This window comes from Pseudomonas sp. KB_15, assembly GCF_052114525.1.
Lineage (GTDB): Bacteria > Pseudomonadota > Gammaproteobacteria > Pseudomonadales > Pseudomonadaceae > Aquipseudomonas.
This window is the reverse complement of the sequence record NZ_JBFREX010000045.1, coordinates 1-14144: the sequence shown is the minus strand read 5'-3', so window position 1 is coordinate 14144 and position 14144 is coordinate 1. Positions and strand designations below refer to the sequence as shown.

At 60.0% G+C, this 14144-nt stretch carries 9 protein-coding genes; 6 read left to right on the top strand and 3 right to left on the bottom strand.

Annotated features, from left to right (window positions below; all coding sequences use genetic code 11):
• Positions 1-375 precede the first annotated feature (375 nt).
• Complete coding sequence (locus AB4Z35_RS24650) at positions 376-870, top strand: GreA/GreB family elongation factor (protein WP_442099941.1); 495 nt, start codon at positions 376-378, stop codon at positions 868-870.
• A 7-nt stretch (positions 871-877) separates the two neighbouring features.
• On the opposite strand, the gene gdhA is transcribed toward AB4Z35_RS24650, so the two are convergent.
• On the bottom strand, positions 878-2215 hold the full coding sequence (gene gdhA / locus AB4Z35_RS24645; protein WP_108231223.1) for an NADP-specific glutamate dehydrogenase: 1338 nt from the start codon (positions 2213-2215) through the stop codon (positions 878-880).
• A gap of 359 nt (positions 2216-2574) precedes the next feature.
• Complete coding sequence (gene ettA / locus AB4Z35_RS24640) at positions 2575-4239, bottom strand: energy-dependent translational throttle protein EttA (RefSeq protein ID WP_442099940.1); 1665 nt, start codon at positions 4237-4239, stop codon at positions 2575-2577.
• Positions 4240-4522: 283 nt separating this feature from the next.
• Between ettA and AB4Z35_RS24635 the strand changes: the two genes are divergently transcribed.
• From AB4Z35_RS24635 to AB4Z35_RS24615, 5 genes are all read left to right on the top strand, one after another.
• Positions 4523-8371, top strand: a complete 3849-nt coding sequence (locus AB4Z35_RS24635; RefSeq protein WP_442099939.1) for a sensor domain-containing protein — start codon at positions 4523-4525, stop codon at positions 8369-8371.
• A gap of 250 nt (positions 8372-8621) precedes the next feature.
• Complete coding sequence (gene glyA / locus AB4Z35_RS24630; protein WP_020798669.1) at positions 8622-9875, top strand: serine hydroxymethyltransferase; 1254 nt, start codon at positions 8622-8624, stop codon at positions 9873-9875.
• A gap of 273 nt (positions 9876-10148) precedes the next feature.
• The gene (locus AB4Z35_RS24625; protein WP_442099938.1) at positions 10149-11462 is read left to right on the top strand and encodes a C4-dicarboxylate transporter DctA; all 1314 of its coding nucleotides are present in this window, start codon (positions 10149-10151) and stop codon (positions 11460-11462) included.
• Between the two features lie 66 nt (positions 11463-11528).
• A complete protein-coding gene (locus tag AB4Z35_RS24620; RefSeq protein WP_442099936.1) occupies positions 11529-12233 on the top strand; it encodes a FadR/GntR family transcriptional regulator in 705 nt (234 codons plus the stop codon).
• 25 nt (positions 12234-12258) lie between these two features.
• Positions 12259-12948, top strand: a complete 690-nt coding sequence (locus AB4Z35_RS24615) for a GntR family transcriptional regulator (protein WP_442099935.1) — start codon at positions 12259-12261, stop codon at positions 12946-12948.
• Positions 12949-13047: 99 nt separating this feature from the next.
• On the opposite strand, the gene yjiA is transcribed toward AB4Z35_RS24615, so the two are convergent.
• A complete protein-coding gene (yjiA, locus tag AB4Z35_RS24610) occupies positions 13048-14019 on the bottom strand; it encodes a GTPase (protein WP_442099934.1) in 972 nt (323 codons plus the stop codon).
• Between the last annotated feature and the right edge of the window lie 125 nt (positions 14020-14144).

The following is a 14144-nucleotide window of genomic DNA, read 5'->3' as shown; positions in this document are numbered from 1 at the left end:
GCACATCCCTGTGGGAGCGAGCTTGCTCGCGATAGCGGCCGTTCAGCCAACACACTTGTTGAATGTCAGTCCCTCATCGCGAGCAAGCTCGCTCCCACAGGGAATCGTCGTTTGCCGACGGATTGATCACACACCTTTCACAAACACCCGACGCATCCACTTCTAGACTTTCCTTATCAGCCGCGTATCGGCCTTGGAGAGTGAGATGGGGCGGTATGCGACCGCAACAGTCACTGGATGAACGGGAAAAAGCCTGGCAGCAGCAGAAGGATCAGAACGCCACCCGGGCCTATCGCTCGCCGTGAGTCGTTTTCAGACATTCGCTGAAACCAAATGCCTGCGACCATGGCCTAAACCCTATACCGGGAGAACGCCATGAGCCGTGCCTTCGTCAATGAAGATAACGCCGCCGCGCAAGCCGATCAGCCTGTCGAACGGCAGGTCAGCGCGCAGCCCAATTACGTCACGCCGCAAGGCCTGAATCTGTTGCAGGGTAAAGTCGCGGAACTGCAAACCCTGCACGCCGAACAATCGGCCAGGGGCGAGCAGGCCGACAAGCAGCGCCTGGCGGATCTCGAGCGTGATTTGCGTTACTTCAAGCAGCGCCTGGGCAGCGCTCAGGTGGTACCCGCCGCGACTTCGACCGAGAAAGTGCAGATTGGCAGTTGGGTGACCTACGCCGATGAACACGCCACCGAACGTCGGGTACAACTGGTGGGCGAAGATCAGGCCGATGCTGCCCACGGCCTGATCAATTGGGGTTCGCCGCTGGGTCGGGCACTGCTCGGTGCACGACTCAACGACGAAGTGCTGTGGCAGCGCCCCGCCGGGGATCAATTGATCGAAGTGATTCGTATCGAACCGGCGTAGGCTTCGCCTAAACCACGCCTTGGGCCAGCATGGCATCGGCGACTTTGACGAAGCCGGCGATGTTCGCGCCCTTGACGTAGTTGACCCGGCCATTCTCTTCGCCGTAATGCACGCAAGCGTGGTGGATCGACTGCATGATCGCGTGCAGTTTGCTGTCCACTTCGCCACCGGTCCACGCCAGGCGCATGGCGTTCTGCGACATCTCCAGCCCGCTCACCGCCACGCCACCGGCGTTGGATGCCTTGCCCGGTGCAAACAGAATGTCCGCCTCGATGAACAGGTCCACCGCCTCAAGGGTGGTCGGCATGTTCGCGCCTTCGGCCACGCAGATGCAGCCGTTGCGCAGCAGGGTGCGAGCGGCTTCAGCGTCCAGTTCGTTTTGCGTTGCGCACGGCAACGCGATATCGCAGCTCAGGCTCCATGGCAACTGACCGGCGCGGAACTCCAGGCCAAAACGGCCGGCCAGTTCACGGATACGCCCGCGCTGTACGTTTTTCAGCTCCAGCACCGCCAGCCATTGCTCCTCGGTCAAACCGCTTTCGCAATACAACGTGCCTTCGGAATCGGACAGCGAAATCACTTTGCCGCCCAGGTCCATGACCTTGCGCGCCGCGTATTGCGCAACGTTGCCGGAACCGGAAATCGCCACGCGCTTGCCCTCGACTGCCAAACCGCGGCGTTTGAGCATTTCCTCGGCGAAGTACACACAACCGAAACCGGTGGCTTCCGGGCGAATCAGGCTGCCGCCGTAGCTTGGGCCTTTGCCGGTCAGCACGCTGGTGAACTGGTTGCTCAGGCGCTTGTACTGGCCAAACAGGAAACCGATTTCCCGCGCGCCCACACCGATGTCCCCGGCCGGCACGTCAACGTCGGCACCAATGTGGCGGTACAACTCGCTCATGAAGGCCTGGCAGAAGCGCATGACTTCCGCGTCGCTTTTGCCTTTGGGGTCGAAGTCCGAACCGCCCTTGCCGCCGCCCATGGGCAATGAAGTCAGGGAGTTTTTGAAGGTCTGTTCAAAGGCGAGGAATTTCAGGACGCCCATGTTCACCGACGGGTGAAAACGCAAGCCGCCCTTGTACGGGCCGATCGCGCTGTTCATCTGGATGCGGAAACCACGATTGACCTGGACCTTGCCCTGATCGTCGACCCACGACACGCGAAACACCACCGCCCGCTCCGGCTCGCAGATGCGCTCCAGAATGCCCGAGGTCAGGTAATGCGGATTCGCTTCAAGAAACGGCCACAGACTGCGTAGTACTTCTTCCACGGCCTGGTGAAATTCAGGCTGGTCCGGATCGCGATTTTTCAGGCGCGCAAGGAAGGATTCGACGGATTCGATCATGGAAAAGTCTCGGCAAATTTATTGTCGTTGGAAGAAATTGAGCCGGACTGTAACAAACGATTCGCGCACAAGAACAGAGCAAAATGTCGCATTTATGAAATCAAATGGTGCGAAGGATGTAAATTAATCTGATTTTCTGGATATTTTGCACCCGAACAGGGATTTCCAAACCAAGACTCGCACCATTAGTGATACCGACATCGCGAGCAGGCTCGCTCCCACATTAGAGCTTCATTGGACTCAAATCTGAATCCACCGCCAAACCCTGCTCGCGATGAATGCGCCGCGGTATCACTGAAGAAACCAAGGCAAAAAAAACGGAGCCCGAAGGCTCCGCTCTTTATGCGACCAACCCGAAATCAGGCCAGTTTCTTGTGCCGTACACGATGCGGCTGGGCAGCCGCTTCGCCGAGGCGCTTTCTACGGTCGGCTTCGTACTCGGTGTAGTTGCCTTCGAAGAACACCGCTTGCGAGTCGTCTTCGTACGCCAGGATGTGCGTCGCGACGCGGTCAAGGAACCACCGGTCGTGGGAGATCACAATGGCGGCGCCCGGGAAGTCCAGCAGGGCTTCTTCCAGGGAACGCAGGGTTTCAACGTCGAGGTCGTTGGACGGTTCGTCGAGCAGCAGGACGTTGCCGCCCTCTTTCAAGGTCAGGGCCAGGTGCAAGCGGCCGCGCTCACCGCCGGACAGGTCCTTGACGAACTTCTGCTGATCACCGCCCTTGAAGTTGAAGCGACCGACGTAGGTACGCGACGGGATCTCGTAGTTGCCGATGCGGATCTGGTCGGAACCGTCGGAGATCTGCTGGAACACGGTCTTGCTGCCGTCCAGGTCTTCGCGGCTCTGGTCGACGCAAGCCAGTTGCACGGTTTCACCGACTTCGATGCTGCCCGAATCCGGAGTTTCCTTGCCCATCAACATACGGAACAGGGTCGACTTACCGGCACCGTTACCGCCGATCACACCTACGATGGCGCCTTTAGGCATGGAAAACGACAGGTTGTCGATCAGCACGCGATCGCCGTAGCCCTTGGTGACGTTCTTGAATTCGATGACCTTGTCGCCCAGGCGTGGACCGGCCGGGATGTAGATCTCGTTGGTTTCGCTGCGCTTCTGGAATTCCTGCGATTGCATTTCTTCGAAGCGTTGCAGACGAGCTTTGGATTTCGACTGGCGGGCCTTGGCGCCTTTGCGCACCCACTCCAGTTCTTCCTTCATGGCTTTTTCGTGGGCCGATTGCTGCTTGGATTCGGCAGCCAGACGATCGGACTTGGCTTCGAGCCAACCCGAATAGTTGCCCTCGTAAGGAATGCCCGCGCCGCGGTCGAGTTCCAGAATCCAGCCAGCAACGTTGTCCAGGAAGTAACGGTCGTGCGTGATCGCTACCACGGTACCCGGGAAGTCGTGCAGGAAGTGCTCAAGCCACGCAACGGAATCGGCGTCCAGGTGGTTGGTGGGTTCGTCGAGCAGCAGCATGTCCGGTGCGGACAGCAGCAGACGGCACAGGGCCACACGACGCTTCTCACCACCGGAGAGGTGTTCGACCTTGGCATCCCAGGCCGGCAGACGCAGCGCATCGGCGGCGACTTCCAGCTGACGCTCCAGGTTGTGGCCGTCGCTGGCTTGCAGGATCGCTTCGAGCTTGGCCTGTTCGGCGGCCAGTTTGTCGAAGTCGGCATCCGGATCGGCATAGGCCGCGTAGACCTCGTCCAGGCGTGCCTGGGCGTCCTTGATCACGCTGACCGCTTCCTCGACCACTTCACGCACGGTCTTGGTCGGATCAAGAATCGGCTCCTGCGGCAGGTAGCCGATGTTCAGTTCCGGCATCGGACGGGCTTCGCCCTCGAATTCGGTGTCGACGCCGGCCATGATTTTCAGCAGCGTGGACTTACCCGAACCGTTGAGGCCAAGCACGCCGATCTTGGCGCCGGGGAAGAACGACAGAGAAATGTTTTTCAGGATTTCCCGCTTCGGCGGAACAACTTTGCCCAGCCGATGCATGGTGAATACGTATTGAGCCATGGAGAACCTAGGGTCAGTGACTGATGAATGAATAGGGTACAGGCGATGCCTGGCCAGGCTGTGCGCGTCGTCCGATTGAGAGCTTTCAATACAGGCGCGCTGAAAAAGCCTAGGAGCTGGAACGCTCCCGCGTAACCGGCAAAGCTACCTTAATGACAGATGGCAGTCCAGCCGACGGGCTGGGGCTGGCACTTCGCCACAACTCAGGGCATGCTAGCCGCCCTTCGGGCGTCCGGCTTATAGTGCACGTCGCGCCAGTCCAGCCAAACCGCAGGATTACAGCTTGTCCAATGTCCCTCCGCCTCTGACTTCCAGTGCGCCGGCCACAGCGCCTGGCTCCCCCCTGCGCGGGACCTTGAAGGGCACCTTGGCGACACTCGCATTATTGCTGCTGGCCCTGCTGTTCTGGCAGTTGCTCGACCAATTGCGCGAAACCCAGAAAAACCAGCGTCAGTACACCATCGACTACACCGCCGATCTGGCCGCGCAGGTCAGCCTGAACATGGCACTCAACGCGCAGATCGCCCTCAATCTGTTGCCGATCGTCGAGCAACCGCAAGACGCCGATGAACTGCAGGCGCTGCTGCGCAAGCTGCAACAGTCGCTGCCTGATCTGCGTAGCCTGGCTTTGCTCAGCCCTTCGGGAAGAGTCCTCAGTGACAGCGCTCCCGACAGCGATGACAGCGACTACCTGGTTGAACTGGTACGCCGCAGCCACGCCCAGGCGCACTACTTCAGCAATGCCGCCGACGGTTCTGTGGTGCATTTATTGTCGCATCAGGCCAGCGGCAGTTCCCGCGGCTACTGGGCCTTGCGCCTGACGCCCACCTTCTTTTCGTCCTTGACCAAGCAGAGCGAGGCTGGCGACCGTCCGTTGTGGCTGGTGGAGAACCGCATCAATCATCAGATCGTCAGCCGCGACAAAGGGCTGCCCTCGGTCAATCCGGGTACGCTGACCGAGGACGATGTCGCCAACAGCGTGCTGACGGTTCCGCTGAGCAGCAGCGATTGGCAACTGCGCGGTTTGTTCGACCGTCAGCGAGTGCTGGAAGAACTGCTGCCGGCGTTCATCGGCAAATGCCTGCTGGGCCTGGCGTTCTCCATGCTGCCGTTCATCGCCTTGCTGAACATGCGCCGGCGTCAGCGCCAGTTGAATGAAGGCCGCCGACGTTACCAGGACATTTTCGAAGGCACCGGCGTGGCGTTGTGCGTGCTCGACATGTCGGGGCTCAAGGTCTTTTTCGACAAGGCACAACTGCAGGGCAGCGAGCAACTGCAAGCGTGGCTGGCGATCCCGGAGCAACGCCGGCAATTGCTCAAGGAATTGCGGATCACCGAGGTCAACCAGGTCGCGCTGCAACTGCTGAATGTCGATAGCACCGACAACGCCTGGAAACTGCTGGTCGACGGCAATCCGCAGGACTGCACCGCCATCGGCAACCAGGTGCTCGACGCGATGCTCAACCGGCAGCAACAGCTTGAGCTGGAAATCAAGCTCCAGGACGCCAGCGGTCGCGACCAGCACCTGTGGCTGGTGCTGCGTCTGCCGCAAACCCCGGACGACTATGACGCGGTGATCCTGAGCATCACCGACATCACCAGCCGCAAGCTCATCGAACTGTCACTGCAGGAGCGCGAAGGGTTCTGGTCGGACGTGGTGCGCACGGTGCCGGATCACCTGTATGTGCAGGATGTGATCAGCCAGCGCATGATCTTCAGCAACCACCATCTGGGCCAGACGCTGGGTTACAACCGCACCGAACTGCACCAGATGGGCGAATACTTCTGGGAAATCCTCCTGCACCCCGAAGACGCCGACTATTACCACCGCTCCCGCCAGGTCCAGCGCCAGGCCGGTTATCGCCAGTTGATGCAGTGCCAGCTGCGCTTCCGCCATCGGGACGGGCAGTGGCGACGTTTCGAGATTCGCGAGCAGGCATTGGCGCGGGACAGGGAGGACCAGGTCACGCGGATCATCGGCGTGGCCAAGGACATCACCGACCAGATCGAGGCCAGCGAATCCCTGCGCGACAGCGAGCAGCGCTACCGCATGCTCGCCGAAAGCATCAGCGACGTGATCTTCTCCACCGACAGCCGCCTGAATCTCAATTACGTCAGCCCCTCGGTGCAAACCGTGCTGGGTTACGACGCCGAGTGGATTTTCCAGAACGGCTGGCAATCGACCATCGCCAACCCGCAACAACTGACCGGCATCTACCACCTGATGGACCGGGTCAGCAAAGCGCTGGATCAACCGGACCAACTGGCGCTGTTACGCAGCCAGGTGCAAACCCAACTGTTCCTGTTCGACTGCCTGCGGGCCGACGGGCGCAAGATCCCGATCGAACTGCGCCTGGTATTGGTCTGGGATGAACACGGCACGTTCGAAGGCGTGCTCGGCGTCGGCCGCGACATCAGCCAGCAACGCCGGGCCGAAAAAGACCTGCGCATGGCGGCCACGGTATTCGAACACTCGACCTCGGCGATCCTGATCACCGACCCGGCCGGCTACATCGTCCAGGCCAACGAAGCCTTCAGTCGTGTCAGCGGCTATGCCGTTGAGCAAGTCCTCGACCAGTTGCCGAACATGCTGACTGTCGACGATCAGCAGGAAGCCCACCTGCGGTATGTGCTCAAGCAATTGAGCCAGCACAGCACCTGGGAAGGCGAAGTCTGGCTCAAGCGCCGTAATGGCGAGCATTACCCGGCCTGGGTCGGAATCACCGCCGTACTCGACGACGAAGGCGACCTGGCCAGCTATGTGTGTTTCTTCAGCGACATCAGCGAGCGCAAGGCCAGCGAGCAGCGGATTCACCGTCTCGCCTACTACGACGCCCTGACGCACCTGCCCAACCGATCGCTGTTCCAGGATCGCCTGCACACGGCGTTGCAATCGGCCGAACGGCAGAAGTCGTGGGTGGTGCTGATGTTCCTCGACCTCGATCGTTTCAAGCCGATCAACGACTCCCTGGGCCACGCCGCCGGCGACCGCATGCTCAAGGAAATGGCCACGCGCCTGCTCGGTTGCGTCGACGATGACGACACCGTGGCGCGCATGGGCGGCGACGAATTCACCTTGCTCCTGCAACCGCGAGCTAACCGTGAAGTCGCCTTGACCCGGGCAATTCATGTGGCGGAACAGATTCTTGCCAGCCTGGTGAAACCCTTCGTGCTCGAAGGCCGCGAGTTCTTTGTCACGGCCAGTATCGGCATCGCCCTGAGCCCGCAGGACGGCAACGAACTCAGCCAGTTGATGAAGAACGCCGACACCGCGATGTACCACGCCAAAGAGCGCGGCAAGAACAACTTCCAGTTCTATCAGGCGGACATGAACGCCAGTGCGCTGGAACGTCTGGAGCTGGAAAGCGACTTGCGCCATGCCCTGGAACAGAACGAATTCGTGCTGTATTACCAGCCGCAGTTCAGCGGCGACGGCAAGCGCCTGACTGGCGCCGAAGCCTTGTTGCGCTGGCGTCATCCACGCCGCGGACTGGTGCCGCCGGGGGATTTCATTCCAGTGCTCGAAGAGCTCGGGCTGGTGGTGGATGTCGGTGACTGGGTGATCAGCGAGGCCTGTCGCCAACTCAAGGCCTGGCATCAGGCCAGGGTACGGGTGCCGAAGGTGTCGGTGAACATCTCGGCGCGGCAATTCTCCGACGGCCAGCTCGGCACGCGAATCGCCACCATCCTCAAGGAAACCGGCCTGCCGCCGGCGTGCCTGGAACTGGAACTCACCGAAAGCATCCTGATGCGCGAAGTCAGCGAGGCGATGCAGATCCTCGACGGCCTGAAAAACCTCGGCCTGAGCATTGCGGTCGACGATTTCGGTACCGGTTACTCATCGCTCAACTACCTCAAGCAGTTCCCGATCGACGTACTGAAGATCGACCGCACCTTCGTCGACGGCTTGCCGTCGGGTGAGCAGGATGCGCAGATCGCCCGGGCAATCATCGCCATGGCCCACAGCCTTAACCTGGCGGTGATCGCCGAAGGTGTGGAAACCCACGAGCAGCTGGATTTCCTGCGCGAGCATGGTTGCGACGAGGTGCAGGGTTACCTGTTCGGGCGCCCGATGCCGGCGGGCCAGTTCGAAGGGCAGTTCAGCAATGATGCCCTATTCATGTTCGACTGAGGTTTGCAGCGCGGCAATTGGCCTCATCGCGAGCAAGCTCGCTCCCACCGGTTTTTGGGGGTGTACGCACCATGTGTGAATACCAAAGATCTACTGTGGGAGCGAGCTTGCTCGCGATGAGGCCGGCACGATCACCGCTGATCCCGTCATGAAGCCCACTTGTCTGCGACATGATGCCGTTTCATATGCCATCTAAAACCCATTGAGTTAGAATGCCCCCCTTTTCCGCCCCCGATCCTTGAGGACCGCCATGTTCAGCCGTGATTTGACTATTGCCAAGTACGACGCCGATCTCTTTGCCGCCATGGAGCAAGAAGCTCAGCGCCAGGAAGAGCACATTGAGCTGATCGCTTCGGAAAACTACACCAGCCCTGCGGTGATGGAAGCTCAAGGCTCGGTACTGACCAACAAGTACGCCGAAGGTTATCCGGGCAAGCGCTACTACGGTGGTTGCGAGTACGTAGACATCGTCGAGCAGCTGGCGATCGACCGTGCCAAAGAGCTGTTCGGCGCCGACTACGCCAACGTTCAGCCGCACGCCGGTTCGCAAGCCAACAGCGCCGTTTACCTGGCCCTGCTGTCTGCTGGCGACACCATCCTGGGCATGAGCCTGGCCCACGGTGGTCACCTGACCCACGGCGCCAGCGTTTCGTCGTCCGGCAAGCTGTACAACGCCATCCAGTACGGCATCGACGCCAACGGCCTGATCGACTACGACGAAGTCGAGCGCCTGGCTGTAGAGCACAAGCCAAAAATGATCGTGGCCGGTTTCTCTGCCTACTCGCAGATCCTCGACTTCCCGCGCTTTCGCGAGATCGCTGACAAGGTCGGCGCCTATCTCTTTGTTGATATGGCTCACGTTGCGGGGCTGGTTGCCGCTGGCGTCTACCCGAACCCGGTTCCATTCGCTGACGTCGTGACCACCACCACCCACAAGACCCTGCGCGGTCCGCGTGGCGGCCTGATCCTGGCTCGCGCCAACGCCGACATCGAGAAAAAGCTGAACTCCGCGGTATTCCCGGGCGCCCAGGGTGGCCCGCTGGAGCACGTGATCGCAGCCAAGGCGATCTGCTTCAAGGAAGCGCTGCAGCCTGAGTTCAAGGCTTACCAGCAACAAGTGGTGAAAAACGCCCAGGCCATGGCCAGCGTGTTCATCGAGCGCGGTTTCGACGTGGTTTCCGGCGGTACTGAAAACCACCTGTTCCTGCTGTCGCTGATCAAGCAGGAAATCTCCGGTAAAGACGCCGACGCCGCTCTGGGCAAAGCGTTCATCACCGTGAACAAGAACTCGGTGCCAAACGACCCTCGCTCCCCGTTCGTCACCTCCGGCCTGCGCTTCGGCACTCCGGCTGTGACCACTCGTGGCTTCAAGGAAGCAGAGTGCAAGGAACTGGCCGGCTGGATCTGCGACATCCTGGCTGACCTGAACAACGAAGCGGTGATCGATGCCGTTCGTGAGAAGGTCAAGGCCATCTGCAAGAAGCTGCCGGTGTACGGCGCTTAATCAGCCCGCCAGACCGTAGCTATAAAAACCGGCCAGAGATGGCCGGTTTTTTTTCGCCCGTTTTTTATTCAGCCGGGGGAAAGGCTCTATACCGGGCTTACTTATCAGCTGGTAAGACCGGTCATGCCAATTTTCTAATTTTTACTTGCGAAGACCCAAAAACAGCGCCTAGACTGCGCCTGCACTGGACATACCGGTAAGACCACAATAATTAAGTCCTGAAGCTGATACGCGCAGCGTACGGCAGCCAGGACACCGACCAGGATTCCTCCCATGCTCAGATGGTGCTCGCGTTCAATCTTCCTCCAAGTGGTTCTCGGACTGGTGCTCGGCATCATCTGCGGGCTGACCCTTCCCGAATACTCCGCTCAGCTCAAACCGCTCGGTGACGGTTTTATCAAGCTGATCAAAATGCTCATTGGCTTGATTGTGTTTTGCGTAGTGGTCAGCGGCATCAGTGGTGCCGGCGACCTGAAGAAGGTCGGCCGTATCGGCCTCAAATCGGTGATCTATTTTGAAGTGCTGACCACCATCGCCCTGGTGATCGGTCTGGTGTTCGCCTTCAGCACCGGCATCGGCAGTGGTGCGAACATTCACCTGGAGCAGCTTTCCGCGGCAGACATGGGCGATATTGCCCAACGCGGCCAGCACATGCACACCACCACGCAGTTCCTGATGGACCTGATTCCGACGTCGGTGATCGGTGCCTTTGCCGATAACAACATCCTGCAKGTCCTGTTGTTCTCCGTGCTGTTCGGCAGTGCGCTGAATCTGGTGGGCGAGGCGGCATCGGGTATTTCGCGGCTGATCAATGAACTCAGCCACGTGATCTTCCGCATCATGGGCATGATCGTGCGCCTGGCGCCGATCGGTGTATTCGGTGCGATCGCCTTCACCACCAGCAAATATGGCCTGGACTCGCTGCAACACCTGGGCAGCCTGGTCGGCCTGTTCTACCTGACCTGTGTGGCCTTCGTGGCCCTGATTCTCGGCCTGGTGATGCGCCTCTCTGGCTTGAAGATGTGGCCGCTGCTCAAGTACCTGCGCGAGGAATTGCTGATCGTAATGGGCACCGCTTCGTCCGACGCTGTGCTACCGCAAATCATGCGCAAACTCGAGCATCTGGGCATCGGCAGTTCGACCGTCGGGCTGGTGATTCCCACCGGCTACTCGTTCAACCTCGACGGTTTCTCGATCTACCTGACCCTGGCCATCGTGTTCATCGCCAACGCCACCGGCACGCCGTTGGCCATGACTGACCTGCTGACCATTTTGCTGGTGTCGCTGATCACCTCCAAAGGTGCCCACGGGATTCCCGGCTCGGCCCTGGTGATTCTGGCGGCAACCTTGACGGCGATCCCGGCGATTCCGGTGGTCGGCCTGGTGTTGGTGCTCGCGGTGGACTGGTTCATGGGCATCGGCCGCGCGCTGACCAACCTGATCGGCAATTGCGTCGCCACCGTGGCCATCGCCCGCTGGGAGAAGGACATCGACGTGCAGCGGGCGAACAAAGTACTTTCCGGTCAGGTGGGTTATACCTTCCAGCCGCGAAAACCGGTGGCACCGGCCCATCAGCAGGAATTCTGAATCAACGGTGTGCCGGCTGCCTCGTCGGCACACCTTCACCACTTTTTAATGCTCATGGAGCGAACAGTGATTACCTCGTCGACCGTCGTAAATTCAGTCGTAGAAAAACTTCGGGCCGCGCTGGCCCGAGGTCAGTGGCGCTCCGGCGAAATGCTGCCGGGACAACGTGAACTGGCCGAACAACTGGGTATCAGCCGTCCGAGCCTGCGTGAGGCCGTCATCGTTCTGGAAACCCTCGGACTGGTGCGCTCGATGCCGGGTAAAGGCGTGGTGGTGCTTGAGGCCAATCTCGCCGACAGCCAGGTGCATGACAGCGCAGTGGCCGCAGCGAGCCTGGAAGACGTGCTGCAACTGCGCTACACCCTGGAGCCGTTCATCGTTGGCCTCGTGGCGCAGTCCATCAGCAGCAAGGAAGTCGGGCAACTGCGCCTGACCCTGATGGACATGCGCGAAGCCCTGGAGGCCAATGATAGTGAAGCCGGCGTAAACGCCTACATCGCGTTCCACGAAGAGCTGTTCACGCTGACGTCGAACCCGATCTTCCAGAGCGTGGTCCAGCAAACCAGCAATGCCCTCAAGCAAAGCGCCGAAGTGTTGCGCAACTCCCCGGAGCACCTGGCCGAACGCCTTGAAGAAAACGAAGCCGTAGTGCGTGCGATCCGCAGCAAGAACAGCGCCCAGGCCAGCGCCGAGATGCGTCGGCACATTTTGCGCGAAGGCCAGCGCATGGGCATCGAACTGAACATCCCGGAAGACAACCTCGGCAGTTGAAACCTCTTCGAACTGGAGATTGGCCATGAACAGCTTCGCCTCGCCACAAACGCTCACTACCCTGCCCGTCCGCCCTTCGGTGGATGATTTGTACTCGCGGGTCCTCGATGCCATTTTCGAACAGCGCATCCATTCGGCCAGTCGCTTTACCGAAGAAAGCCTGGCGCAGATGTTCGGTGCAAGGCGCAGCGACATGCGTGATGTGCTGACGCGACTGTCCCATCAGCAGATCATCATCCTTCGAGTCAACCATCGTCCCCGCGTCGCCGAGCTTGATGCCGAGCAGACCCGGCAGACACTGCATGCCCGGCGGCTGACCGAGATCATGCTGGTGAGGCTGGCGTGTCAGCGACCCTGCGCGCAAGACTTGAAGCAGCTGCGGGCGCTGGTCGATAGCGAGCGTCAATGCGCTGAGCGTGGCCGGGCGATTCGTTTGTCGGGAGAGTTTCATCTGCAGCTGGCACAAATGGCGGGGAATGCACCGTTAGCGCACTTTCTGGGCAATCTGGTGCCGCTGACTTCGTTGGCGATTGCGCAGTTTGATCTGCAGCAGAAGGATTATTGCGTGGGGCAAGTGCACATGGAGATTCTGGATGCGCTGGAGCGAGGAGATGCCGCGACGGCGCAAGCCGTGCTCAACCGGCATCTGGATTATCTGGAAGATTTGTTGCTGAGCCCTGCATCGGCACCGGGCCAACATTGTGCCGCAGGTTAGACCGCCATCGCGAGCAGGCTCGCACAGGCGGGCTGCGCTTCAAATGTGGGAGCGAGCCTGCTCGCGATCGCGGCTTAAGACTCGCTGCAATTTCTGACTTTAATTCGCCGCCACCCGTGCAAACCCCTCACGAATCTTCTCTTCCGGCAAATCGTCAGCAATAAACACGATCACGCTTTCACGCGATTCATCGTTCCCCCACTCCGTGTCCCAATCGAATCCGTACAACTTCAGGACACCCTGAAACACCATCCGCCGCGGCTCACCGAGGATGTTCAACACGCCCTTATAGCGCAGCAACTGCTTGCCATGCTCCTCCAGCAGCTCGTTCATGAACTCGCTGAGTTTATCGATATCCAGCGGTTTTTCAGTGCGCAGCACCAGGCTGGAAATGCGGTCGATGGACGGTGCCTGGCTGACCGGTCGCAAACTCACACCGCCACCGAGGTCGGCGTTGAGATTGAAACCACGCACGTCGAGCAATTCGGCCAGGTCGATCTTGCCGTGGTCAACCACGCGGATCGGCGCGCGCCGGTTGATGCGGGTCAGGCGTTCGCTCAACGCGGTAAAGATCGGCTCGTCCACCAGATCGCGCTTGCTCACCAGCAAGCGGTCGGCAAAACCGATCTGCGCCTGGGCGATGGTCTGGGTCAGGTGCAAGTCGGCATGTGCCGCGTCGACCAACGTGATGATGCCGTCGAGGATATAGCGCTCGCGCAACTCTTCGTCGATGAAAAAGGTTTGCGCCACGGGCGCCGGGTCGGCCAGGCCGGTGCATTCGATCACCAGGCGGTCGAAGGCGATGTCGCCCTGGTCCAGACGCTCGAGTAACAGATAAAGCGCTTTGGTCAGGTCCGTATGGATGGTGCAGCAGACGCAGCCGTTAGAGAGTGTCATCACTTGGACCGGTTCATCACCCAACAACTGGGTGTCGATGCCGGCGTAGCTGAATTCGTTCTCGATCACGGCAATTTTCAGACCGTGCTCGGCCTTGAGCAGGTGACGCAATAGAGTGGTCTTGCCAGCGCCGAGGAAGCCGCTGAGGATCGTGACCGGGATTGGAGAGGACAAACTGGATCTCCTTTTTCACAAGATGAAAACACAACACAAAACAAATGTGGGAGCGGGCTTGCTCGCGAAGGGGGCGTGTCAGTCGACATGAATGTTGAATGACACACCGCTTTCGCGAGCAAGCC